The following is a 24,132-nucleotide window of genomic DNA, read 5'->3' as shown; positions in this document are numbered from 1 at the left end:
CACGTGCGCGCCATGCCGGCGAACGGCTGTGCCTTCTGGCAGCGGGAGGTCGGCTCGGACGACGAACTCGGGCCGCTGCCGGTGGCTACAGTCGAGCCATGCCCAACGCCGACGCCAGAGCCGTCGTCTCGACGGCGGTAGGCCTAAGCGCGAGCCATCCGCACGCACCTGCTGCCGATGTGCTCGCACTGGCACTACAGGGGTGTAGTGGGCAGGTGCTGGACTTCGCCGAGCCGGCCGCCGAGCACGGAAGCTTGGTGTCGCCGCGATCGCGGTTTGGTCAGCTGGTGGCTTCGGCCTTTGAAACCGCGATGGCGCCGACCGAACCACGCGTGCTCACAGGCCGCGACGCGCACCCAGCCGCACCCGGCGGTGGATTTGCTGGTGCGCCAGCTGCGAGGGCAGAATCAACGCGCAGGGAGGACATACAGCCATGAAGAAGCTGCTGCTCATTGTCTTTGGGGTTCCGCTATTGCTCGTGATCTTCGGGGCCATGTTCGGCGACAACGAGCCGAAGGTCGATCGCGAGCGGGTTGCCGATCAGCAGCGCCAGGCCGCAGCAGAAGCTAAGCGCCGCGCAGCCGCTGCGCTCGAGGCTTGTACCTCGGATCGAGCGGGGATCTTGGCTAAGCACGCTGAGTTGGTGGCCGCTGGTAAGCGCTGGGAGGCCGCTCGATCGATCAGTCGCTGCGCGGACCATTTGAAGGATGCTGAACTGTTAGCCATGGTGAAGCAGGACGAGATCGCTGCTTGGACTTCCGATGCGCGCTCCACGAACAAGTCCACGACGGAGCGGTTAGATGCCATCGACAAGCTCGAGCGCCACTATCCCGAAGCCGCCAAGGCACTCCAGTCGGACAAGCGGCGCTTAGTCGCTCTTCGTGAGCGAGCCGAGAAGCAGGCCGAGCGGCAGCGCCTTGCTGAGGCCAAAAAGCGTGGCGTCACGATAGGCATGACACAGCAGCAGGTGATCGAGAGTTCCTGGGGCCGCCCTGAGAGCGTAAACCGCACCACCACGGCGCATGGTGTGCGAGAGCAGTGGGTCTATGGCAGCGGAAACTACCTCTACTTCGAGGATGGTGTTCTGACGGCGATTCAGAACTGAGCTTCGTCTCTGGGGCGGTGCTCGACACCGGCCCAGGACCTGGCCTACAGGTGCTCGTTCAGCGAATAGCCGGCGAACTCGTCGCCCGCGGCGCTCGATCTGCCGGCGCTCATCAGGTGCTCTAAGCCGGGGTTGTCCGGGTAGTCGGCATACGGATCGGCGCCATTGCCTGCCATCGTCGACTGCGCCGGCGCAACCTGCTTCAGGATGCTCTTCAGCAGTGCCTCGCCCAGGCCGGCCAGTGCTTCGGTGCTCGCGCCTTGCAACGCGGCGCGAACTGCAGTGACCAGGCGCAGCATGTCGCCACCGGTCACGCCGCCCCCCTCGGCGAGCATGTCGTTCATGGAATAGGCGGCGAACGCGGCATCGTTGGCCATGGTGGCCTGCAGCTCCCGCAGCCGGTCCGGGCCGAGCCGCTGCAGGTCGTCGACGCTGACGCCGGGCGCGTTGAACCCGGCCGCGACCAGGTCGAGCGCCAGGGCCCGCGCTTCGGCGTTGTGCTGGATGCGGCGCTGCGCCGCCGCGTCGTTGAGCGATGGATCACGCGCCACGCTGACCGGTTCGTAGGCGCCGGCGCCGGACCGGTGCCGACTGTCGATCGCGCGGCCCAGGCCAGCGGCCGAGCCCGGGGCGATGTTGCGGATCATGGTCGGCGCGCCGGGTGTCCCGGCCTGGCGGTTGAGGTGTGTGCTCATGGTGTGGGCATGCTAGGCATTCAGCCGATTCGGCTCGTACATGACGACCTGCGCGGCCAGGATCTCGGCCAGTGCGCCATCCGACAGCTTGGATGCATCGATCGTCGGGCGCTCGGCGGGCACCAACGGCAGCCCGCCTTTCCCGGTGAGCTCGCGGCGCGCCGGCGCATCCAGGCCCAGCAGGCGGGCCCGGCGTTCGGCGATCTTCAGTGCACGGTCGACTGCGCCGAGATTCCCTCGGTGGGCCGCTGGCCACACTGCGCCCAGCATGGCGTCGAGGCGCGACAGTTCGAGGGCCTTGAGCTCGTCGGTCGCGTCGCTGATCCGTGCCCAGGTTGCCTCGACCGCCTGGCTCACCATCTTGTGCGCGGAGGTGTGGCTCACGCCGAGGTGCGCCCCGATCTCCCGGTAACCGAGGCCGGCGCGGCGCAACTCCAGCGCTTTGGCCTGGCGCTCGAGATGCTGCACTGTCGCTGCGCTGTGCTTGTTCGTGGCGGCCATCTGTCAACTCGCTATGTGTCAACCGCGGGGCAATCGGCCGGGCATCCGGCCAGCCTCATGCGGTCAGGGCGGCCCGGATCAAGGGCTCGTTGTAGTTGCCCACGTTCTTGCAGCCGAAGAATCTCGCCACCCGAACATCGCGGGTCGTATTCGGCGTGATGTACGGGCTAGGGGGATAGATGCCACAGCGCAGGAAGGGGTCGGTGCTCTTGCCGGTGAGGCCGGCCGGGCCCGGGTAGCCATAGGCCTGGGCATGCTCGAGGATCTGCACGCCATCCAGCCAGATGCGCGTGAAGGGCCCCTCGGTAGCGTCCCAGTGCACCCGGTGTTGAACCACGATGTCGTGCCAGCCTTGAAACAGGTCGTCGCTGTAGCCCGGCATGTAGACGTCATTGCGGACGATGTCGGCCTGCACCGTGTCGGGCTGGTCTGACTGGCTGAACTTGCAATAGAGGCGCTTGTTCGTGGTGTCCAGTTCGAGCGTCCACATAGGGAACAGGCCCGACCCGGCGAAGTACCCCGGGAACAACTGCATGATGACCAGCTGCCCGACATCGGGCGGCGGGAAGTCCAGATAGACCCGCTCGGCCATCCAGAAGGTCACCCCCAGCGGCATCGTGACGGGCGGCCCTTGCCAGGTGATCTCGCAGCGCCCGCGGTTGCTGATGTCCTCCTTGTGCGCGCTGAAGATCAGCGTGTTCGCCCACGTGCCCGTCTTGTAGCGCCCGAACTTTGGGCCTCCGAGTGCCGGGTTCTGCCGCAGCAGGCCCTCGAAGGTGCTGTCGCTGCTGTAGTTTGGGTGGGCGCTGATCGCACTGAGCTTGCTGATGCTCGGCGTGACAGGCTGCTCCACCTCCATCGTCAGTTCTGGCGTGCTGGCGAACGGCGTAGCGCCGTCGACGTACACGAACATATCGGCCAGGCTGATCTCCCCGAAGGTCTTGTCGGCGTTTCCGTCCGGCCCCTGGTAGATCGTCTGGTCGTTCTCGAACCGGCGCAGCGCAGGCGGCAGCCGGTTCGGGTAGGCGTACATCTCCAGCGCGCAGCGCTTCGGGAAGCTGAACATCTGCGATGGGAAGCGGGCGATCCAGACATTGCGAAGCGTCTCGCCGCGATTCGTCTGCCCGCTCGTTGCGCTGCGGCGCCTGGCGATTCGCAGGCCAGCTGTGCCGCAGCCCGGCGCGGCCGTGCCGCTGTTGACGGCATCGGAGAAATCGCGCTCTGCCGTGTAGCCCGTGGCGCTGTAGCCCTCGTCGTCGCTGATGACATGGGCCCGCACGATGAAGTGGCTCGGCGTCGCTGCGCGGATGAGCTCGAACACGACAACATTGCGATTGCCCGCCCGAAGGAAGTTGCTCCCGGTGGTCGACAACACGGCCGCTTGAGCCGATGCGCCCTGGCCCCAGAAAGTGATCTGAGGCCGCTCGACCCCGCTGATCTCGAAGCTGTAGCCACCATTGCCGGCGCTCAGGTCGCCGATGCACAGGCAGACGCTGCTGAACTCGTGGTCGTTCGGGTCGCCCGGCGTTGTCCAGCCGGCAGGGGTCACGATCTCGCACCCCATGACCAGGCACTCGCCTTCGGCGAAGTTCGAGAGGTCGAGCATGCCTTGAGCGAACGTGAGGTCGTCCGAAGTCGGGACGATGTCCCAGTAGGCTGCGCTGCCTGCCGTGTGGGTGAGTCCACCGCGGGGGTTCCATGTCGCGCCGGCCGCGTTGACCTGCAGCACCGCATCGGTGGCAATGCTGTTGCCATCCTGGCCGAGGTCGGTGAGGCCCGCGCCACAGGTGGTGCCTGCAGTCACGGCGCCGGCCGTGTCCAGCGGCCACCACAGCACCGGAACCGGCGGGATCTGAGTCCCGGGAGGAGTGATGCGGCCCGTAAGTACGCGCTTCAATGTCATCTTGCCTGTCCAGCCTTTCTCATTCGTCCCACTCACCGGCGCCCGCGCCTGCGTGGATCAGGTCACGGAGCTTTCGTCCCTTGGTCTTGGCCCGGCGCGGCGGTCGCGGTGGGCGTTGTCGTGCGCGCCTGGCGCGTTCCTGCTCTTCGCGCTCGGCGGTCCACCTGTCGGCCGGGTAGCGCAGCCCGTGCGCCCGGATCACGCCACCGGTGCGGAGGCATCGCTCGGTCGCGGCCTTGGTCTCGGCATCCTGTCCGGCCGGTCGGTCGGTGGTGCCGAATACGCGTCGCTGCAGCGGCACGTCGGCCAGTGCGAAGACCGACGCGGCGCAGGGCGGGCGCAGCGGTGGTGCCTCGCTTGCCGCGACGATGCGCTGCACCGATTGCAGAGAGGGGTCATCGTCGAACTCGTCGTCGTCCGGCCCGACCTGCGCCGGCGCACTCGTGGCCTCGATCGGATCGCGCCTCATGTGCCGCGTGCTACCTGCCGCCGACCTTGCGTGTCTTGAGGAGCGACCGCCCGATCACTGATCACCGTTCGCGGCGAAGTCGGCGACCATCGCGGCATTGGCTTCGCCGTCGAGATCCGGTGCGCGCCAGCCGCCTTGCTTTGCGCGCACACGGGCGGCCTTGTAGCGGCCCGCCGCCTGGACGAAAGCCGCGCGTGCGGCCAGGAAGTCGAGCTCGGCGACGGTTGCCTCGGCCGTCCGCAGCTGCAGCCGGAGCTTCGACAAGGCATCCCGCTCGATCTTCAGTGCCCGCTCTGCCTGCGCGCGCTCCTCGTCGGCAGTGGCGCGCGCGATCTTCAGAGGCTGCACTTTGTCCGCCCGGGTCGGGACCGCGGCCAGAGCGTTGCCACCGGCCTTGACCGCTTCCAGCATCGCGGCGCCATCGGTCAGGACCGCGGCCTGAGCCGCGGTGGTCTCCTCGTCGATCAGGGCGTCCAGCCGCGCGACAGTCGCTTCCGCCTGGCGCAGTGCCTCGGCAGCGGCCTCGACACGGCCCTCGGCGACGGCGATGGGCGGCACCGCCTTGTCGACGGCCTGCTGGGCAGTCAGCAGGCGCCGCAGGTTCGCGGCCTCGGCCTGCAGCTTCGTCTGGCGGCCTTCGAGGCTGGACAGTGCGATGCGCGCCTGCTTGGCCTCGCCGCGTGCGTGCTGCAGTTCCTGGGACTCGATCAGGTGCAGCGCCCCAGCGTCTCCGCGAAGCGTCTGGACCTGTTCGTCGGCACGCTTGATGCGCGCCCGCGCTGCGTCGAAGTCGAGTTCAGCGATCTGGTTCTCGGTCGCCGCGAGCCTGGCTTGAAGGTCGGCGGTCAGTGTGTCGTTCATCGTGCGTTCTCGTGGTCAGCGCCGGCCATGCGGCGGAAGGGGTGGGGAACAGTGCGCATGCTGGGGAGAGGCCTGCAGCGGGGCTTGTGCGATGGCGGAGCGCGGTTCCGTCGAACCAGTGGCCAGGGACAAGCGGGTGTCGCCGGGCAGTTCATTCGCGACCCGTGTCAGGCGGCAATTGCGCAAAATTCGCAACGCCCTCGGCGCCTTCGATTGCGTCTCTCACAGCCCGCCGCTTGCGCCTGACCTCGAAGGGGGTCATGACCGAGGTGGCCAGCACGTCCAGGCCCGCGACCGTCGCCCCATCCGGTCGCGCCCACAGTGCCGGCCTGGCTCGCCCGGCGACGGCGACGGGGTCGCCGGCCGTGAGCGCCAGCAGCGTGCGCGCGGTGGATCCGTAGGCGGTGACGAGGGCCACAGGGCCGTCTCCCGGGCCGGTGTCGGGCAGGATCTTCACCACGGCGCAGTCGCTATCGCCCCGTGCGCTGCGCTGCTCGGGATCTGCGACCAAGACGCCAGTAACCAGCGCGTGCATCATTGCGTCACTCCTTGGCCGAACGATCGGCATTGCACACATTCGGTGCGCGACGACCTGTGAAGGTCGGGAAGGTGGGGAACCGTTGGGGGCACCGATGGCGCCTGGCTTCCACGATCGCCAGCATCGGCGCGGCTTTCCGGCGATGACTGCGATGCAGAGGAAGCGGCGGGGCCTGCAGTTGCCTCGTCGAGATCGCCGAAGGCGGCCTCGACCAGCAGCACGACGACGGCGGCCAGGGCCAGGGATCCTCGGGTCATGACCTGGCCCCCTGCGCCTCGATCTCGCCCTGCAGTTCTGCGATGCGGGCCTCGATTGACCACAGAAGCGCACGCCCCCGCCAGTTCGGCGCACCGGCGGTAGCCTCTCGCGCAGCCAGGTCAACGGCCAGGCGGTCGCGCATCGCGCGCTCATTGACCAGGGCTATCCGTGCGGCCTGCTGGTGTTCGAAATGTCCAGAAAGTGGCCCGAAACGCCCGAAAGTGACCAAGCGCCGCAGCAGTGGAAGAAATGGAGGAAAGCGCGCCGAACGTGCCTTGGTGGGAATGCGACGACCGCACGGACCTTCGCCACCAGGCAATGACGGACACCCCTTGCTGGTTCCAGAACTCCGGAACCAAGCCGGAACTCCCGGAACTGGGCACCCCTTGACCACCCCGCCCTGACGTAGTGAAACGTCAGTCAGGGTTAGGGGTGGTTCCACGGTTCCAGCCCTTAGGTGGGAACCGGTGTTCTGGAACCGCTTTTCGGGGGTCATGGCTGGCTGTCCAGAAAGGCAGCACCAGGCCCCGACACGGTCAGTTTTCCGGAACCGCTTTCGGAACCGAGCGACAGCAGGCCCCGGAACACTAGGTTGTCGACCTGGCGCAAGACCTTGGTCTTGTTCCGGCGCACTGCCGAAGCGACGGCGGTCTTGGTCTGAGCACCGGCCCGCACCGCGGCCAGGATGGCGCGGTCCTCTTCGTCGGCGATCTGGTCAGCGGTGCGCGATGCGCCGGCAATGCGGCCCAGCAGGAACCCGTCGCGGTGCAGGAAGATCGGCGGCGGCGCACGCATCAGCAGCGAGCCGCGCGTCGAGGTCAGCACGAGGGGGTCGCCGTGTTCCTGGCCAGTCCGGGCGACCTTGGACTCGATCTCGGCCCACGTGGCGGTCTGCAGCAGCAGCACGAACCGGCAGTTGTCGGCGATGGCGGCCGACCCGCTGCCGACGTACATGTCGGTCACGCCGTCGCGGTAGTTGTTCTTGCCGGTGTGGTGCGACAGCAGGACATAGGCGCCGGTCAGGGCTGCGATCTCGGTCGCACCTGAGATCGTCGCCTTGACGATCTCCTCGTCGTTGCTCGAGCCCCCGGCGAACTGCCGCAGGGTGTCGAAGGCGATGCCGACGAGGTCGTCGATCCCGGCCAGTGCCTTGGTGACGAACTCGACCATGCCGGTGGACATGACGGACCCGCCCACGTTCGTGGCGAAGGTGCGCGTGCCGGGCTCGCCCTGCAGGCTCACGACGCGCACGTGCTGGCGCACCTTGTCGACCTCCTGCGGCGTCAGCTTCATGGCGCGCACGACGTGGCCCAGTGCGGCGTCGAGGTCTTCCTGGCTGTCGTCGGCTGACAGCAGCACGAACGATCCCGGCTCAACCCGCATGCCCAGGAACTGCCGGCCGGTAGCGTGGCAGCAGGCCAGCGTCGTCATCAGCGTGGTCTTTCCGACCCCGCCGGCTGCCACCAGTGCGCCGACCTTGCCGCGCTGGATCAGCGTGTCCACCGCCATGGCCACCGGCTTGGGCTTGGCGTCGAGGTCGTCCGGCGCTTGCCAGAAGCGAACCTTGGCAACCCATCCTGGCGCTGCAGAGTCACTCAGTGGAAGCCCGGTCAGCGGCCCTAGGCTGGATGCCACCGGCGTCGGCGCGGCACTGGTGGGGCGCTTCGCGTCGTGCCCGGCTTGGCCCGCGCGGCTACTGCCGGCGGTGCGGGGCCGCTGTGCCTTGGAGAGCACCACGTCAGGCGCTTCGACCCCCAGGCCCGCCAGGTCGAGGTCTTCTTCAGCGCTCATCCCGCGGCCTCCAGCCCCGTGCGATCAGTCGCTGACGGATCTCCTGTCGCAGGTAGTCGAGCACCCACTCGCGGTGCGTCGGCCACGACGGCCCCAGCGACGCGCGCAAGATCTCCACCTGCCGCGCGTGCCATGCCTTGGCCAGCGCCAGCACCTGCTCTGGCGTCTCGACCTCCCGCTGTTGCGGGCGCTCGCGGGTGGTCATGCAGCCTTCTCCAGCATAGCCTGCACCTCTTCCAATGCGACGGACAGCCTCTGTTGAAGACTCATCAGCCGCTCCCGCCGGATGGCCTTGAGACCTACGTCGCGCAACACGGCGTTGAGTGCTCTGCTTGCGATCTCCAGCGTCTTGCGCCGCTCGTGGTGCGCGCCGTAGCAGCGCTCCGAGGTTGGGCGGTACGCGGCCGGCGCAGACGCCGGGGTGGCGATTGCTTGAATGGCCTGTCGCAGCGGCAATTCCGCAACGCGTTGCGCTTCTGACGGGGGCAGCTCGCCGTACTTCGTGGCGAGCCGCATATAGGCCTGCGCAGTGCGGACGGCACAGTCACAGTGCGTGGTCACCCACGCTTCCCATTCGCCGTGCACGACCTGCGACTTGGCCTGCAACAACAAACGTCCAGCGTGCACAGCTGCGTGTACTGCCGCTTTGGCATGCGTGTCAGCGCGACGTACTGCTTCGTTGATCTGCGCTGGCAGCGCGGTCAGGTCAGCGGGAACGGTGGTGAGCGCCGCGCTCATGCCGGCGCTCCGATCCGCTGCAGCCAGGCCTCGACCTCGCTGTCGTCAAGCTCACGGCTCCATCCGTGCCTGAAGGCCAGCCAGCGGCCATCGGCCATGCGGCGCAGCTGGTGGCCACGCAGGGCCGCGCGGGCCTGCCAGGTGGCCCACGTCTTGTGCGGGTCGAGATCGGCTGGCGAGTGCGCGGCGTCGGCGATGCCGGTATGCGGGCCGGCGCCCGTGGTGGTGGCGTCCATCGCGCCGACCTCAGGCGGCAGCGGGTGCGTGGGCAGCCTGTGCGGACGTGCGCGACTTCGGGGGCTTGATGTCGGCGACCGGCGCGGTCTTGCTCTGCTCGCGGATCCAGTCATGGATCTGGGTGCAGTCATACGCAACCATGCGGGGGCCGAAGGTGCGGGGCTTCGGGAACCGGCCGGCCGCTACCTCTTCGCGCAGCTTCGTCCTGCGGTACGGGATCGCCTTGGTGGCGAGGAGATCACCCTCGCGGATCCAGCCCTGCGCGGGGATGTTCGTGGCGTTTGTCATTCGACTCCTTCGATTCATTGCGGCCCGGTGTGGGTCGGCGAATGAAGTCTCGGAGTGATAGCCAGAACAGAACCCCCGATAGCCACCCTACAGGTGAGAATCGGTGGACAGTTGTTGCGCGGCTACGGCTTCTTGGCCCTTCGCTTGTCCAGTTCCCGTTCCAGGAACTGGTGCGCATTGCCTGAGATTGCCTTGAGCTCAGGGGGCAGCAGCTTGTAGACCTCCCAGACCTGCTGATTGCGTTTCAGACGCTGAATCTCGGGTCGGTCAAACTGTTCTTTCGCCCACTCGCGTAGTGGCTCGAATCTCGCTGCTCTAGACGCGCCGCCCTTGCCGCCATGCGTGGCGGCTGCCGTGGCTTGGCGGAGTCTCCACAGCGCGGTCTCGGATTCGCGTTCGGATTCCCAGGCGCCGCGCGCTGTCGAAAGCTGTGACGTCGCGAACGCAACGGCTCTCGGCAAGGCAACTTCTACTTCGGCAAAGACGAACCCCGATGCCCAGATGGCCTGCCCGGCTGCGCTCAAGAGCTCGGCCGGCGTTGCCGACCTTCGGCGAAGCGCCGCTGCCAACGACACATAGGCGAGCGCAATCTGCTTGATCGACGCGTGCGAACTCGCTCCTGCCTCAAGCAGCGACAACGCCGCCTCGAGGTCTCGCCTCAGCGAAGGGGTGTCGACGCCCCGATCGCCGTTCTTCGCATACGCAGTCGACCAGCGCGCAAGGGCCGGCCCATTCTTCTCCACCGCCTCGACTTGGATTCCTGCGTGCGCAATCGCCTTTAGCGCATGCGTCAGCGCGTACTCGGCAAATCTGCGCGAGATGGGTAAGGCCCCGTCTGGCCCGCCAGGCGCCCGCCGACCTTGCCGCTTCCTTGCCCCCTTCGACGCGCGCACCGCGCTGGTGCCCTCATCTCCGGAGGCCTGGTCAGAAGAAGCCGGGGCCGGCTTGGCCCCGGTGTCGTGCTTCGTGGGCACTACTGATCCGAGACACTCGACAGCGCGCGGATCCGGCTGTCCAGTTGCTCCAAGATCGTCTCGATCTCCTGGGCCCACGGTTCCAGCGCCGACGCGACCTCCCACGCCAGCACGCCGTCATCGTTCGCCCGCGCCCACTGGTTGAGCGACTTGCTCAGGCTGTCGGCCCGCCATTGCGCCGCCGCCATGAGGGATTGCAGGGATGCGTCAGGATTGAACTGCAGCGCCGACGGTTGCCCTTTGCCACCTCCGACCAGATAGTTGCCCTCGATCTTGTCCCCGAACGGGGCCGGGTTCGTTGTGCTCATGCCGGCCTCCCTCAGATGTACGGATCGAAGGCGTGTTGCGCCTGCTGGACGCGCTCGCGGGCCAGTTGCAGCAGCCGCAGCGTGTCATGCGCGTAGTCCTTGTCGGTCCGGAAGGACTGGTAGCCGCCGCACTCGTCGATCCGCTCCTCTGCAGAGCGCAGCAGGGCAAGCACGTCGAAAAGGCCGTTGGACTCGCGGTGGGCGATCTCCACAAGCGGCGGGAGCTCCGGGGCCGGCGGCGGCGCCGGCTCTTGCGCCTCCTTCAGCGTCTGGAGGATGCGTTGCGCGACACCCTCACGCGCGCGGCGCTCGCCAGCGTCGAGCAGTTGCTGCACGAGGTCTGCCAGGTCGACGGCAGCGTCGGGGGTAACAATCGGGGTAGCCATTGATTCACCTCTCATCAGGTGGGTTGGTGGTCAGGGGTCCGAGGTCTGTTCGCGCAGTCTCGGGCCCCGCTTTGCCGGCTGCCGGCCGGCGCGGTGCGGCTCATGCCGCCTTGAACGGAATCACCTTCGCACCCTGGCGCAGTTGGTCGAGGTGGTCGCTGTACCACTGCATCATCTTGCGTCGGGCTGGCAGGTAGGTCGCGAAGTTGTAGGCCGCGGAGACCTTGTTTCGCTCCTGGTGGGCCAGCTGAAGCTCAATGTGCACGTGGTCGAAGCCATGCTCGTGCAGGATGGTCGAGGCCACGCCGCGGAAGCCGTGACCGGTCATGCGGCCGGCGTACCCCATGCGCTTGAGCGCCCCCAGGATCGCGCCGTTGCTCATGTGGGACTCGTGGTCACGCTCGCCCGGGAACACGAACGGGCCGATGCCCTTGATCTCGTGCAGGCATCGCAGCGCGTCGACTGCCTGGGTCGACAGCGGCACGATGTGCGGCGTCCGCATCTTGGTGCGTCCGGCCGGGATGCGCCACTCGGCCGCGTCGAGGTCGAACTCCTCCCAGCGCGCGCCGATGAGCTCGCCAGTGCGCACGAAGGTCCGGGCGATCAGGTCCAGGGCGTAGCGCGTGTGCACCGACCCCTGATAGGCCGCCATCTTCCGCAGCAGTTCCGGCATGTCCTTCGCCGCCAGGCGGGCGAACGATTCCTTCTGAGGCGCCTTCAGTGCGGCGCCCGGGCGGATGTCGCGGGTCGGGTTACGCGTCACCATGCCGTGTGCGACCGCGTACTCGAAGACCTGGCCGCACGACTGCCACAGCCGGTGCGCGATGTCCAAGGCGCCGCGGCGCTCCACCTTCTTGGCCACGGCGATCAAGGTCGGCGCCGTGACCTCGGCGATGGGCTTGCCGCCGATCGCCGGGAACACGTCCAGTTCGAGCCGGCGGATGACGTAGTCGGCGTGCCTGGTGGACTTCCCCTGCTTCCAGGTCTCGTGCCAGGCGCGGGCGACGGACTCGAAGGAATGGTCGAGCTTCAGCCGGTTCGCGAGCTTCTCGTCCTTCCGGGCCTGCACCGGATCAGTGCCTGACCTCAGCAGCAGGCGTGCGGCGTCTCGGTCGCTCCTGGCCTGGGATAGTGAAACATCCGGGTAGCTGCCCAGGGCGAGGCGCTTTTCCTTCGGGCCGAGCCTGTACTTCCAGCGCCACAGCTTCGCGCCGGCCGGCGTGACCTCAAGGTACAGGCCACCGGCGTCGGTCAGCCGCACGCGCGCCTTGTCCGGGGGGCACGTGGCGTTCTTGCAGGCTGGATCGGTCAGGGGCATGGGGGAATCTCCGTCGATTCCGGCCGCAGAGGCGGCCCGTTCCCCACAATGTGCCCCCTGTCCGGGGCGGATGTCAACGCACGCTAACGGCGGTTCACGAACGAAAAAGCCCCGGAAAACGGGGCTCTCTGGTGAATCCTGCGGCTGTCAGCGGACGTTGCCGAATCTATCGTTGGCGGAGGGAGCGGGATTCGAACCCGCGGTGGGCTGTTAACCCACACACGCTTTCCAGGCGTGCGACTTAAACCACTCATCCATCCCTCCCCGGGACAGCCCAATAGTCTAGCGCACGCCTGGCCCCCCTGAGGGCGTCAGGCCTGACGCCGGCGGCGGGTCATCCAACCGACGAAGCCGAGGCCGGCGCCGAACAGCGCGTAGGTCGACGGCTCGGGGATCGCCGCCACGTTCCAGCCGATGACGTCGAAGGCGTCGACGTCACCTGAGGAGATCTGCAGCAGTTCGCCGCGTGCCGACGTCGGGTCCATGATGCCCAGGAAGAGGTTGTCCTTCCAGTGGCTGGCCTGACGGCCGTCACCGAAGTTCACGCCCAGCGAGAAGCGCGAGCCCAGGGTGGCGCCGCCGTCGACCGAGAAGTACTTGTCGCGAGCATCGGCCGTCCAGTCGATGACGCCGAGCAACGCGCTGTCGGAGGAGTAACGGAACAGGTCCATCGACGACACGTAGGTGAAGGCGTCGCTGCTGAAGGGGCCGTTCACCGGCGGCGAGTTGCCGTCGAGGATGTCGACACCGCTGATGAATCCGAGCGCGTGGCCGATTTCGTGCGCAGCGATGCCGACGAAGTCGAAGTCGTTGGCGCCGATGCCGTTGCTGCGGTCGTAGTCCCAGGTGAAGTTGGTGCTGAACTGGATGAAGGCATCGCAATCGGTGCAAGCGCTGCCGACCCCGCCGGGGGCAAAGGGCAGTCCCAGCGAACGCGCATTGGCCGCGGTGAGGCGCACGGTCGAATTGTTCGTGCTGCCGTTGTCGTCGACGTAGGCGATGGCGCTGCCCGAGCCGTTGGGGTTGTCGGCCGTTCGATTGATCAGCATGCCGAAGCTCGACCCGGTGTTCAGCGTGGCAACGGCCGTGTTGTCCAGTGCCGAACTGGCATCGCTGGAGAGCGCGCCGTAGAACGAGTCGTAGGTGTACGACAATTGTCGAGATCCGGCCTGCGCCAGGATGCCGGATCCCAGCGATGCCGTACCCACGGTCAGCTTGACCGTTACGTCGTCGTCGAAGATCGCCGACCACATGGCCGCGCCGGCGGCGAACGAGGCCTGCTCGATGGCGCTGGTGCCGGGCGTGAACGTGAGATCGAAGGTCAGGGCCTGGGCGCTGCCGGCACCCAACGCAGCGACGGCGGCCGCGGCCATGACGCGTCGGGTGAATAGAACCATGTTTCCTCCTCGAAGACCGCCGGCGAAGGTGCGGCAGTTCGCTCCCTGCATGTAAAGGTCCACCGCGTGGCCTGGCCGTCGGCGATCGACGGAGGCCCCCCGCGGTCGGGGGGTGCGCGGTCTCGCTGGCGCCCACGGGTTCAGTAGTTGCCGGCTGCTGTCAGCGCGTGCGCTCGCAGCCATTCGAGCAGCACGTAGTCGAGTGCGCGCTGATGCGTGCATTCCAGCACCACGGGCGGCGCACAGCCGGCATCATGGGCTTCCCTCCAGCGCAACGCGCACACGCACCAGCGGTCGCCGGGCCTGAGGCCGCGGAAACGGTGCTCCGGCCTCGGGGTGATGAGGTCGTTGCCGCGCTCCATCTGGAAGTTCAGGAACTCGACGGTCATGCGGGCGCAGATCACATGGCTGCCGTGGTCGTGGCGGTCGGTTTGGCAGCAGCCGTCGCGCAGCCAGCCGGTCAGCGGGTCGTAGCTGCAGGGCTGCAGTGGGCCGCCGAGCACGTTGCGCGCCTCGGCGCGGGGGTCGGCGCCGTCGTCGGCGCTTCCGGAGGAGTCGTCTGCCGCGCTCATGGTCTCATCGGGCTTGTGTGCCGCCGCCCTTGATCAGTGCCATCGCGGTGCCGATCAGCCCGGAGACCTCGCTCATGTTGCCTGGCACGATCATGGTGTTGTTCTTCTGTGCCAGCTGCGCGTAGGCCTCCACGGCCTTTTCGGCCACCTTCAGCTGCACGGCCTGGTCGCCGCCGGGCTCCTGGATGGCGGCAGCCACCTGCCGGATCGCGCTGGCGGTGGCTTCGGCCACCGCGACGATGGCTGCGGCCTGACCCTGGGCGGTGTTGATCTCGGCCTGCTTCTCGCCTTCCGAGCGCGCGATGAAGGCCTCGCGTTCACCCGTGGCGATGTTGATCTGTTCCTGGCGACGGCCCTCGGACGCGGCAATCAGCGCGCGCTTCTCGCGCTCGGCGGTGATCTGCGCCTGCATCGCGCGCAGGATCTCGGCCGGCGGCGTCAGGTCCTTGATCTCGTAGCGCAGCACCTTCACGCCCCAGTTCAGCGCGGCCTCGTCCAGCGCCTGCACCACCGTGGCATTGATGAGGTCGCGCTCCTCGAAGGTCTTGTCCAGTTCCATCCGGCCGATCACGCTGCGCAGCGTGGTCTGCGCCAGCTGGGTGATGGCTACGATGTAGTCGCTGCTGCCGTAGCTGGCGCGCATCGGGTCGGTGACCTGGAAATACAGGATGCCGTCCACCTGCAGCTGGGTGTTGTCCTTGGTGATGCAGACCTGGCTGGGTACGTCCAGCGGCACTTCCTTCAGCGAGTGCTTGTAGGCCACGCGTTCGATGAAGGGCACCAGGAACTTCAGGCCGGGGGTGAGCGTGCGGTCGTACTTGCCCAGGCGCTCGACCACCCAGGCCTGCTGCTGCGGCACGATCTTGAAGGTGCGGACGATGAAGATGACCGCGATGACGAGAACGACGAGGGCGATTTCCATGGTGGTGGCTCTGGAGGTGAAGGGTCAGGCGGCGGTCACGGACAGCACGTTGCCGTCCACGGCGACGATGCGGTGGCTGCCCGGCGCGGGCACGCCTTCGCCGGCGTAGCGCACGCTCCAGGCGGCGCCGCGGTACTGGGCGCGGGCCGTGCCGTCGGCCGACCAGTCATCGATGGTCAGCGTCTGGCCGATGTCCAGCAGCACGTCGCGGTTCGACTGCGCCGGCGCCGACTGCGGGTTGCGCGCCCGCTTGACGTGCCAGACCAGGGTGGCCGCGGCGCCGAGCACTGCGGATGCGACGATCTGTGCACTGGCGTTGAAGCCGCCGTGTGCCACCAGCGCGCCGGCGACGGCGCCCAGCGCCAGCATCAGCAGGTAGAACGTGCCGGTGGCGAGCTCCAGCGCCACCAGCGTGCCGGCCAGCACCCACCAGAACGTCGGCCCTTCGATCCCCATCGTTGCCTCCACGGCACAGTCCCTGAACCGGATCAGTGTAGCGACATGGCGTGGCCACACCCCGCGCCTACACTGCGCGCTTTTCCTTTTCCAGACGCAGGGCAGGGCCATGCAGCGCTTCCACTTTCCCATCGTCATCATCGACGAGGACTACCGCTCCGAGAACACCTCGGGCCTGAGCATTCGTGCGCTGGCGCAGGCCATCGAGAAGGAGGGCTTCGAGGTCCTGGGCGTGACCAGTTACGGCGACCTGAGCCAGTTCGCCCAGCAGCAGAGCCGGGCCAGCGCCTTCATCCTGAGCATCGACGACAACGAGTTCTCCGGCGGCCCGGACCTGGACCCGGTGGTCGTGAACCTGCGCCGCTTCGTCGAGGAGATCCGCTTCAAGAACGCGGACATCCCGATCTACATCTACGGCGAGACGCGCACCTCGGAGCACATCCCGAACGACGTGCTGCGCGAGTTGCACGGCTTCATCCACATGTTCGAGGACACGCCGGAGTTCGTGGCTCGGCACATCATCCGTGAGGCCAAGAGCTACCTCGACGGCCTGGCGCCACCGTTCTTCAAGGCGCTGATGGAGTACTCGCAGGACGGCTCGTACAGCTGGCACTGCCCCGGCCACAGCGGCGGCGTGGCCTTCCTGAAGAGCCCCGTGGGCCAGATGTTCCACCAGTTCTTCGGCGAGAACATGCTGCGCGCCGACGTCTGCAATGCGGTGGAGGAACTCGGCCAGCTGCTGGACCACACCGGCCCGGTGGCGCAGAGCGAGCGCAACGCGGCGCGCATCTTCAATGCCGACCACTGCTTCTTCGTCACCAACGGCACCAGCACCAGCAACAAGATGGTGTGGCACCACACTGTGGCGCCGGGTGACGTGGTGGTGGTGGACCGCAACTGCCACAAGAGCATCCTGCACAGCATCATCATGACCGGCGCGGTGCCGGTCTTCCTGCCGCCCACGCGCAACCACTACGGCATCATCGGCCCGATCCCGGAAGCCGAGTTCACGCCCGAGGCCATCCAGCGCAAGATCGCGGCCAACCCGCTGCTCAAGGGGGTGGATGCCAAGAAGGTCAAGCCGCGCATCCTGACGCTGACCCAGAGCACCTACGACGGCGTGCTCTACAACACGGAGACCATCAAGGGCAAGCTGGACGGCTACGTCGACACGCTGCACTTCGACGAGGCCTGGCTGCCGCACGCCGCCTTCCATCCCTTCTATGGCAGCTTCCACGCCATGGGCAAGAAGCGCGCGCGGCCCACGAAGGCGATGGTCTATGCGACGCAGAGCACGCACAAGCTGCTGGCCGGCCTCAGCCAGGCCAGCCAGGTGCTGGTGCAGGATTCGCAGACGGTGAAGCTGGACCGGCACCTCTTCAACGAGGCCTACCTGATGCACACCAGCACCAGCCCGCAGTACGCGATCATCGCCAGCTGCGACGTGGCCGCCGCGATGATGGAACCGCCCGGCGGCACTGCGCTGGTCGAAGAGAGCCTCAAGGAGGCGCTGGACTTCCGCCGCGCAATGCGCAAGGTGGAGAAGGACTACGCCGACGACTGGTGGTTCAAGGTCTGGGGGCCGGACAAGCTGGCCACCGAGGGCATCGGGCAGTCGGCCGACTGGATCCTGGGCGGCGCGGGCAAGGCCGGCAACTGGCACGGCTTCGGCAAGCTGGCCCGCGGCTTCAACATGCTCGACCCGATCAAGAGCACCATCATCACGCCGGGGCTGGACGTCAACGGCCGCTTCGCCAAGACCGGCATCCCGGCGAGCATCCTGACCAAGTTCCTGGCCGAGCATGGCGTGGTGGTCGAGAAGACCGGCCTGTACTCGCTGTTCATCATGTTCACCATCGGCATCACCAAGGGCCGATGGAACACGATGCTGACGGCGCTGCAGCAGTTCAAGGACGACTACGACCGCAACCAGCCGCTGTGGCGCATCCTGCCGGAGTTCGTGGCCAAGCACCCGATGTACGAGCGCATGGGCCTGCGCGACCTGAGCCAGGCCATCCACGAAGCCTATGCCAAGGGCGACATCGCGCGGCTGACCACGGAGATGTACCTGTCGGAACTGCACCCGGCCATGAAGCCCAGCGACGCCTACGCGAAGATCGCCCACCGCGAGACCGAACGGGTGCCGATCGACGCGCTGGAGGGGCGCATCACCACCAGTCTGCTGACGCCTTACCCGCCGGGCATCCCGCTGCTCATCCCGGGCGAGGTCTTCAACCGCAAGATCGTGCAGTACCTGAAGTTCACACGCGAGTTCAACGCGCAGTTCCCCGGCTTCGCCACCGACGTGCACGGCCTGGTCGAGGAGGAGGGCACGGCCGGCGGCGAACGCCGCTACTACGTGGACTGCGTGCGCGCCTGATCGCAGCGGGCGCCGGGCCCGGCACGGGCCTGGCGTTAGCCGAGGTCGGCGTCGACCACGGCCATGTGGCTGAAGCCGCCGTCGACGTAGACCACCTCGGCGCTGATGCCGGCCGACAGGTCGGACAGCAGGAACGCTGCGGTGTTGCCCACGTCGTCGATCGTGATCGCGCGGCGGATCGGCGTGGCGGCGGCGAACGCGTTGAGCAGCTTGCCGAAGTCCTTGATGCCGGAGGCCGCCAGCGTCTTGATCGGGCCGGCGCTGATGGCATTGACGCGCACCCCGCGTGGGCCCACGCTGTGCGCCAGGAAGCGCACGCTGCTTTCCAGCGAAGCCTTGGCCAGGCCCATGGTGTTGTAGTTGGGCACGTAGCGCATGGCGCCCAGGTAGCTCAGCGTCAGCAGCGCCGCGCCCGGGCGCAGCCGGGGCAGGGCGGCCTTGGCCATGGCCGGGAAGCTGTAGGCGGAAATCTCGTGGGCCGTGCGGTAGGCCTCGCGGCTCAGGCCTTCCAGGAAGTCGCCGGCGATGGCCTCGCGCGGCGCGAATGCGATGGCGTGCACGAAGCCGTCGAATTCCGGCCAGCGCTCGCCAAGCTGGGCGAACAGGCGCTCGATCTGCGCGTCTTCGCCGACGTCGCACTCGTAGACCATGTCGGAGCCGAACTCCTTGGCAAACTCGGTGATGCGGTCCTTGAAGCGCTCGCCGACATAGCTGAAGGCGAGCTCGGCGCCCTCGCGGTGGCATGCGCGGGCGATGCCGTAGGCGATGGAGCGGTTGGACAGCACGCCGGTGATGAGCAGGCGCTTGCCGGCAAGGAATCCCATGGGTCTCGGTCTCGTGGTGGTGTGCGGGGCCGGCATTCTGGCACGAGGCGCTGGCACGGGCCCGCCCGGCACGGACCCTGCTTGCAGGGCGCATTTGCCGTGGCTATAATGCACGTTTCCCGAGAGTAAGAGCATGGGCGGGCTCACCTGCCCATTTTTTTTGCGCGAGTCTTTTTGAGCACTGCACCGTCGACGTCCACCATGGGCTCTTCAGCGAGCCATTCCAGCGACGCCATCGAGCGCACCGTCACCGGGTTGGGCTACGACCTGGTGGACGTCGAGCGCCTGGCGCGCGGGCTGCTGCGCGTGACGATCGACCGACTGCCCGGCCACGTCTACGGCACCCCGGGGACGCCCGACACGGGTGAGTTCATCACCGTCGAGGACTGCGAACGCGTTACCCGCCAGTTGCAGCTGGCCCTGGAAGTGTCGGGCCTGGACTACGCGCGGCTGGAGGTCTCCTCGCCTGGGCTCGATCGCCCGCTCAAGACCGAGGCCCACTGGCGCCGCTTCGCCGGCCAGGCCGTGAGCCTGACCCTGAAGCTGCCGTTCGAGAACCGCAAGCACTGGACCGGTGTGCTGCAGCCACTGGCCGATTCGGGCGACGCCTGGCGGCTTGAGATCACCGAGAACAAGAACACCCTGGCCCTGGACTTCCGCTTCGACGAGGTGCGCGAGATGCGCCTCGTGCCGGTGGTGGATTTCAAGGGCCGGCGCAAGACCCCCGATGTCAAGAACGCGGCACCCGCAGCAGATGCCGCGCTGAATGGAGAGCAGGACCGATGAACCGCGAGATGCTGATGCTGGTGGAAGCGATTTCCCGCGAGAAGAGCGTGGAACGCGATGTCGTCTTCGGCGCGGTGGAGGCCGCGCTGGCGTCGGCCACCAAGAAGCTGCACGGTGGCGAGGTGGACATCCGCGTCGCGGTCGACCGTGACACCGGCGAGTACGAGACCTTCCGCCGCTGGCACGTGGTGCCGGACGAGGCCGGCCTGCAGATCCCCGACGCCGAGATCCTGCTGTTCGAGGCCAAGGAGCAGATCCCCGACATCGAGGAAGGCGACTACATCGAGGAGGCGATCGACTCGGTGCCGATCGGCCGCATCGGTGCCCAGGCCGCCAAGCAGGTGATCCTGCAGAAGATCCGTGATGCCGAGCGCGAGCAACTGCTCAACGACTTCCTCTCGCGCGGCGAGAAGATCATGGTCGGCACGGTCAAGCGCCTGGACAAGGGCGACATCATCGTCGAGAGCGGCCGCGTCGAAGGCCGCCTGCGCCGCAACGAGATGATCCCGAAGGAGAACCTGCGCTCGGGTGACCGCGTGCGGGCCTACATCCTCGGCGTCGACCCCACCCAGCGCGGCCCGCAGATCATGCTCAGCCGTAGCGCGCCGGGCTTCATGATCGAACTCTTCGCGCAGGAAGTGCCGGAGATTGAGCAGGGCCTGCTCGAGATCAAGAGCTGTGCCCGTGACCCGGGCAGCCGGGCCAAGATCGCCGTCGTCAGCCATGATCGGCGTGTCGATCCCATCGGCACCTGCGTCGGCGTGCGCGGCTCGCGCGTCAACGGCGTCACCAACGAGCTCGCCGGTGAGCGCGTGGACATCGTGCTGTGGTCGGAAGACCCGGCGCAGTTCGTGATCGGCGCGCTGGCGCCGGCCAACGTGGTGAGCATCGTGGTCGACGAGGAGCGGCATGCGATGGACGTGGTGGTCGACGAGGAGAACCTCGCCATCGCCATCGGCCGCGGCGGCCAGAACGTGCGCCTGGCGTCGGAACTCACCGGCTGGCGCATCAACATCATGACCGCCGAGGAGTCGCAGGCCAAGCAGGCCGAGGAAAGCGACTCGGTGCGCAAGCTCTTCGTCGAGAAGCTCGACGTCGACGAGGAGGTCGCCGACATCCTGATCGCCGAGGGCTTCACCAGCCTGGAAGAGGTGGCCTATGTGCCGCTGCAGGAGATGCTGGAGATCGAGTCCTTCGACGAGGACACCATCAACGAGTTGCGCACCCGTGCCAAGGATGCGCTGCTGACGTTGGAGATCGAGCGTGAGGAGAAGGTCGAGGAAGTCTCGCAGGATCTGCGCGACCTCGAAGGCCTGACGCCGGAGATCATCGGCAAGCTGGCCGATGGCGGCATCCACACCCGCGACGACCTCGCCGACCTCGCGGTCGATGAACTCACCGAGATGACTGGCATCGACGACGAGCAGGCCCGCGCCCTGATCATGAAGGCGCGCGAACACTGGTTCACTGCCTGAGCCCCGGAGCCCGCTCCCACATACGTCGCCGTCCGCAGCACCCAAGGAAAACAGATACATGGCCGTCACCACCGTTGCACAGTTTGCCGAGCAGCTCAAGCGCCCGACCGCCGCGCTGATCGAGCAGTTGGCGTCGGCAGGCGTGCCCAAGAAGTCACCCGACGACGCGCTGACCGACGCCGACAAGGAACGCCTGCTCGAGTACCTGCGCAGTGCCCACGGCACGTCCGGCGCCGAGCGCAAGAAGATCACCATCACGCGCAAGTCGACGTCGGAGATCAAGCAGGCCGACTCGTCGGGCAAGGCGCGCACCATCCAGGTGGAGGTGCGCAAGAAGCGCGTGTTCGTCAAGCGTGACGAGGCGCCGGGTGTCGACGAGGCTGCGGCAGAGGCCGCCGCCGCGGAAGCCGAACTGGAGCGCCGCGAGGCCGAGGCCAAGGCCCAGGCCGAGGAACTGCGCCGCCAGGAAGAGGCGCTGGCCGAGCAGCGCCGCCAGCGCGAGGAGGCCGAGCGTGCGGCCCGCGAGCGCGCCGAGGCCGAGGCCAAGGCGGCCGCCGAAGCCAAGGCCCTGGCCGATGCGAAGGCGGCGGCCGAGGCCGAAGCGGCGCTGGCCAACCAGGCCCGAACGACCCCTCCGGCCCCGGCGCCGGCGGCGGAACCCTCGCCGGCCCCGGCAGCCGAACCTGCCGCCGCGCCGGCGGCCGAAGCCAAGCCGGTGGAGGCGCCCGCCGAGTCCGCCAAGCCGGCTCTGCGCCGCGTGAAGTCAGGCGTCGCGTCGGAAGAGGCGCAGCGCCAGGCCGACCTGGAGAAGCGCCGCAAGGCTGCAGAGGCCGAGGCCGCTGCGATCCGGCAGATGATGTCGCAGCCGCGCAAGGTGCTCGTGGCCAAGAAGCCCGAAGAGCCCAAGCCCGCGGCCAAGGAAGCCATCACCGGCACCATCCACAAGCCCAAGGGCGCTCCGGGTGCAGGTGCGGGCACGGCAGCCAAGCCGGGCGACAAGAAGCAGATCAAGTCGGAGAAGCTCAGCTCCAGCTGGGCAGACGACGCCAAGAAGCGCGGGATCAAGACCCGCGGTGACACCAGTGGGGGTCGGGCCGGCTGGCGCTCGCCGCGCGGTGGCGCAGGCCGCCGCGGCGACGACCGTGGTGGCAACAGCAGTTTCACGCCGCCGGCCGAGTTCGTGGCGCAGGAAGTGCACGTGCCTGAGACCATCTCGGTGGCCGACCTGGCCCACAAGATGAGCGTCAAGGCCAGCGAAGTCATCAAGCAGATGATGAAGCTGGGGCAGATGGTCACCATCAACCAGCAGCTCGACCAGGAGACGGCGATGATCGTCGTCGAGGAGATGGGCCACAAGGCGCTGGCCGCCAAGCTGGACGACCCGGAAGCCTTCACCGAAGAGGAAACCGCAGCGGCCGACGCGGCCGAGGCGCTGCCGCGCGCCCCGGTGGTCACCGTCATGGGCCACGTCGACCACGGCAAGACCTCGCTGCTGGACAAGATCCGCGCCTCGCGCGTGGCCTCCGGCGAAGCCGGTGGCATCACGCAGCACATCGGCGCGTACCACGTCGAGACCGACCGCGGGATGATCACCTTCCTCGACACCCCGGGTCACGAGGCCTTCACGGCCATGCGGGCGCGCGGTGCCGCAGCCACCGACATCGTCATCCTGGTGGTGGCGGCTGACGACGGCGTGATGCCGCAGACCAAGGAAGCCATCCACCACGCGAAGGCGGCCGGCGTGCCCATCGTGGTGGCGATGAACAAGATCGACAAGCCCGAGGCCAACCTCGAGCGCCTGAAGAGCGAACTCGTGGCCGAGGAAGTCGTGCCCGAGGACTTCGGCGGTGACTCGCCCTTCGTCGGCGTGTCGGCCAAAACCGGCCAGGGCATCGACGACCTGCTCGAGCAGGTGCTGCTGCAGGCCGAGGTGCTGGAACTCACCGCGCCGGTGGACGCCGCCGCGAAGGGCCTGGTCATCGAAGCGCGCCTGGACAAGGGCCGCGGCCCGGTGGCCACGGTGCTGGTGCAGAGCGGCACGCTGCGCAAGGGCGACATCGTGCTCGCCGGCAGCAGCTATGGCCGCGTGCGCGCGATGATCGACGAGGACGGCCAGTCCAGCGACGAGGCCGGCCCGTCGATCCCGGTGGAGATCCAGGGCCTGACCGACGTGCCGGCCGCGGGCGATGCCTTCATGGTCCTGTCCGACGAGCGCCGGGCGCGCGAGATCGCCACGTTCCGCCAGGGCAAGTACCGCGACGTGAAGCTCGCCAAGCAGCAAGCCGCCAAGCTCGAGAACATGTTCGAGAACATGGGCGAAGGCCAGGCGCAGACCCTGCCGCTGATCATCAAGGCCGACGTGCAGGGCTCTCAGGAGGCGCTGTCGCAGAGCCTGCTCAAGCTCAGCACGCCCGAGGTCAAGGTGCAGATCGTGCACGCGGCCGTGGGCGGCATCAGCGAGAGCGACATCAACCTCGCCATCGCGTCCAAGGCCGTGGTCATCGGCTTCAACACCCGCGCCGACGCCAATGCGCGCAAGGTGGCCGAAGGCAACGGCGTCGACATCCGCTACTACAACATCATCTACGACGCGGTGGACGACGTGAAGGCGGCGATGGTCGGCATGTTGGCGCCAGAGCAGCGCGAGGAGGTCATCGGCACCGCCGAGATCCGCACAGTCTTCGTGGCCAGCAAGATCGGCACCGTGGCCGGCTCCATGGTCACGGCCGGCGTGGTGCGGCGCGATGCGCGGTTCCGCCTGCTGCGCGACAACGTGGTCATCTACACCGGCGAGGTGGAAGGTGTGCGCCGCTTCAAGGACGACGTGCGCGAGGTCAAGGAAGGCTTCGAGTGCGGCATCAAGTTGAAGAACGTCACCGACATCAAGGAAGGCGACCAGCTCGAGTTCTTCGAAATCAAGGAAGTCGCCCGAACCCTCTGAAGGCGGCCA

26 protein-coding genes and 1 tRNA gene are annotated in these 24,132 nt (G+C 67.7%); 5 read left to right on the top strand and 22 right to left on the bottom strand.

The features are described 5' to 3' along the window. The first annotated feature begins 433 nt into the window (after positions 1 to 433). Complete coding sequence (locus tag ENE75_RS22120; RefSeq protein WP_128200786.1) at positions 434 to 1,105, top strand: hypothetical protein; 672 nt, start codon at positions 434 to 436, stop codon at positions 1,103 to 1,105. A gap of 44 nt (positions 1,106 to 1,149) precedes the next feature. Here ENE75_RS22120 and ENE75_RS22115 read toward each other — a convergent pair whose 3' ends face one another. From ENE75_RS22115 to ENE75_RS22015, 21 genes are all read right to left on the bottom strand, one after another. Further along, entirely contained in the window at positions 1,150 to 1,800 is a 651-nt protein-coding gene (locus ENE75_RS22115) for a hypothetical protein (protein ID WP_128200784.1), read from the bottom strand. A 12-nt stretch (positions 1,801 to 1,812) separates the two neighbouring features. Next, a complete protein-coding gene (locus ENE75_RS22110; RefSeq protein WP_128200782.1) occupies positions 1,813 to 2,301 on the bottom strand; it encodes a hypothetical protein in 489 nt (162 codons plus the stop codon). 55 nt (positions 2,302 to 2,356) lie between these two features. Next, positions 2,357 to 4,204 (bottom strand): polysaccharide lyase family protein, encoded by a 1,848-nt coding sequence (locus ENE75_RS22105; RefSeq protein WP_128200780.1) that lies wholly within the window; start codon positions 4,202 to 4,204, stop codon positions 2,357 to 2,359. A gap of 19 nt (positions 4,205 to 4,223) precedes the next feature. Beyond that, positions 4,224 to 4,673: a hypothetical protein gene (locus tag ENE75_RS22100; RefSeq protein WP_128200778.1), complete on the bottom strand. Its 450-nt coding sequence runs from the start codon at positions 4,671 to 4,673 to the stop codon at positions 4,224 to 4,226. A gap of 54 nt (positions 4,674 to 4,727) precedes the next feature. Beyond that, positions 4,728 to 5,534, bottom strand: a complete 807-nt coding sequence (locus ENE75_RS22095) for a coiled-coil domain-containing protein (protein WP_128200776.1) — start codon at positions 5,532 to 5,534, stop codon at positions 4,728 to 4,730. A 151-nt stretch (positions 5,535 to 5,685) separates the two neighbouring features. Beyond that, positions 5,686 to 6,072 (bottom strand): single stranded DNA-binding domain-containing protein, encoded by a 387-nt coding sequence (locus tag ENE75_RS22090; RefSeq protein ID WP_128200775.1) that lies wholly within the window; start codon positions 6,070 to 6,072, stop codon positions 5,686 to 5,688. A 253-nt stretch (positions 6,073 to 6,325) separates the two neighbouring features. Further along, positions 6,326 to 6,472, bottom strand: coding sequence for a hypothetical protein (locus ENE75_RS24945; RefSeq protein WP_158289051.1), 147 nt, complete (start codon positions 6,470 to 6,472; stop codon positions 6,326 to 6,328). Between the two features lie 350 nt (positions 6,473 to 6,822). Further along, a complete protein-coding gene (locus ENE75_RS22080) occupies positions 6,823 to 8,121 on the bottom strand; it encodes an AAA family ATPase (protein ID WP_128200771.1) in 1,299 nt (432 codons plus the stop codon). Beyond that, the gene (locus ENE75_RS22075) at positions 8,111 to 8,326 is read right to left on the bottom strand and encodes a hypothetical protein (protein ID WP_128200769.1); all 216 of its coding nucleotides are present in this window, start codon (positions 8,324 to 8,326) and stop codon (positions 8,111 to 8,113) included. The genes ENE75_RS22080 and ENE75_RS22075 overlap by 11 nt, the downstream gene beginning before the upstream one ends. Beyond that, entirely contained in the window at positions 8,323 to 8,859 is a 537-nt protein-coding gene (locus ENE75_RS22070; RefSeq protein ID WP_128200767.1) for a DUF3102 domain-containing protein, read from the bottom strand. Before ENE75_RS22070 ends, ENE75_RS22075 begins: the two co-directional genes overlap by 4 nt. After that, a complete protein-coding gene (locus tag ENE75_RS22065; RefSeq protein ID WP_128200765.1) occupies positions 8,856 to 9,095 on the bottom strand; it encodes a hypothetical protein in 240 nt (79 codons plus the stop codon). The genes ENE75_RS22070 and ENE75_RS22065 overlap by 4 nt, the downstream gene beginning before the upstream one ends. Before the next feature lie 10 nt (positions 9,096 to 9,105). After that, positions 9,106 to 9,384, bottom strand: a complete 279-nt coding sequence (locus ENE75_RS22060) for a helix-turn-helix transcriptional regulator (protein ID WP_158289050.1) — start codon at positions 9,382 to 9,384, stop codon at positions 9,106 to 9,108. Positions 9,385 to 9,506: 122 nt separating this feature from the next. Beyond that, a complete protein-coding gene (locus ENE75_RS22055; protein ID WP_128200761.1) occupies positions 9,507 to 10,358 on the bottom strand; it encodes a hypothetical protein in 852 nt (283 codons plus the stop codon). Then, positions 10,358 to 10,666: a hypothetical protein gene (locus tag ENE75_RS22050; protein WP_128200759.1), complete on the bottom strand. Its 309-nt coding sequence runs from the start codon at positions 10,664 to 10,666 to the stop codon at positions 10,358 to 10,360. The genes ENE75_RS22055 and ENE75_RS22050 overlap by 1 nt, the downstream gene beginning before the upstream one ends. Positions 10,667 to 10,677: 11 nt before the next feature. Continuing rightward, positions 10,678 to 11,052 carry a hypothetical protein gene (locus tag ENE75_RS22045; RefSeq protein WP_128200757.1) on the bottom strand — a complete coding sequence of 125 codons (375 nt, stop codon included), beginning with the start codon at positions 11,050 to 11,052 and terminating at the stop codon, positions 10,678 to 10,680. Between the two features lie 100 nt (positions 11,053 to 11,152). Then, positions 11,153 to 12,370 carry a tyrosine-type recombinase/integrase gene (locus ENE75_RS22040; protein ID WP_128200755.1) on the bottom strand — a complete coding sequence of 406 codons (1,218 nt, stop codon included), beginning with the start codon at positions 12,368 to 12,370 and terminating at the stop codon, positions 11,153 to 11,155. Between the two features lie 173 nt (positions 12,371 to 12,543). Further along, positions 12,544 to 12,634, bottom strand: a tRNA-Ser gene (locus ENE75_RS22035). Positions 12,635 to 12,681: 47 nt separating this feature from the next. After that, positions 12,682 to 13,767, bottom strand: a complete 1,086-nt coding sequence (locus tag ENE75_RS25515; protein WP_158289049.1) for an NF038122 family metalloprotease — start codon at positions 13,765 to 13,767, stop codon at positions 12,682 to 12,684. Positions 13,768 to 13,907: 140 nt separating this feature from the next. Further along, complete coding sequence (locus ENE75_RS22025) at positions 13,908 to 14,339, bottom strand: DUF2237 family protein (RefSeq protein ID WP_128200751.1); 432 nt, start codon at positions 14,337 to 14,339, stop codon at positions 13,908 to 13,910. A 4-nt stretch (positions 14,340 to 14,343) separates the two neighbouring features. Continuing rightward, positions 14,344 to 15,261: an SPFH domain-containing protein gene (locus ENE75_RS22020; RefSeq protein WP_128200749.1), complete on the bottom strand. Its 918-nt coding sequence runs from the start codon at positions 15,259 to 15,261 to the stop codon at positions 14,344 to 14,346. A gap of 24 nt (positions 15,262 to 15,285) precedes the next feature. Next, the gene (locus ENE75_RS22015; RefSeq protein ID WP_128201093.1) at positions 15,286 to 15,711 is read right to left on the bottom strand and encodes an NfeD family protein; all 426 of its coding nucleotides are present in this window, start codon (positions 15,709 to 15,711) and stop codon (positions 15,286 to 15,288) included. A 115-nt stretch (positions 15,712 to 15,826) separates the two neighbouring features. Here ENE75_RS22015 and ENE75_RS22010 point away from each other — a divergent pair, with 115 nt between their 5' ends. Further along, entirely contained in the window at positions 15,827 to 18,097 is a 2,271-nt protein-coding gene (locus ENE75_RS22010) for an arginine/lysine/ornithine decarboxylase (protein WP_128200748.1), read from the top strand. Between the two features lie 35 nt (positions 18,098 to 18,132). Here ENE75_RS22010 and fabI read toward each other — a convergent pair whose 3' ends face one another. Next, positions 18,133 to 18,921 (bottom strand): enoyl-ACP reductase FabI, encoded by a 789-nt coding sequence (gene fabI / locus ENE75_RS22005; protein WP_128200746.1) that lies wholly within the window; start codon positions 18,919 to 18,921, stop codon positions 18,133 to 18,135. A 201-nt stretch (positions 18,922 to 19,122) separates the two neighbouring features. Between fabI and rimP the strand changes: the two genes are divergently transcribed. Genes rimP through infB form a run of 3 tightly spaced genes read left to right on the top strand, consistent with a single transcriptional unit; the run spans position 19,123 to position 24,123 of the window. Next, the gene (gene rimP / locus ENE75_RS22000) at positions 19,123 to 19,707 is read left to right on the top strand and encodes a ribosome maturation factor RimP (protein WP_128200744.1); all 585 of its coding nucleotides are present in this window, start codon (positions 19,123 to 19,125) and stop codon (positions 19,705 to 19,707) included. Further along, complete coding sequence (nusA, locus tag ENE75_RS21995; RefSeq protein ID WP_128200742.1) at positions 19,704 to 21,182, top strand: transcription termination factor NusA; 1,479 nt, start codon at positions 19,704 to 19,706, stop codon at positions 21,180 to 21,182. The genes rimP and nusA overlap by 4 nt, the downstream gene beginning before the upstream one ends. Positions 21,183 to 21,240: 58 nt before the next feature. Beyond that, positions 21,241 to 24,123 (top strand): translation initiation factor IF-2, encoded by a 2,883-nt coding sequence (gene infB / locus ENE75_RS21990; RefSeq protein WP_128200740.1) that lies wholly within the window; start codon positions 21,241 to 21,243, stop codon positions 24,121 to 24,123. The last annotated feature ends 9 nt before the right edge of the window (positions 24,124 to 24,132 follow it).

The organism is Rubrivivax albus, from assembly GCF_004016515.1.
GTDB lineage: Bacteria > Pseudomonadota > Gammaproteobacteria > Burkholderiales > Burkholderiaceae_C > Rubrivivax > Rubrivivax albus.
This window is presented reverse-complemented; position numbering and strand designations above follow the sequence as displayed.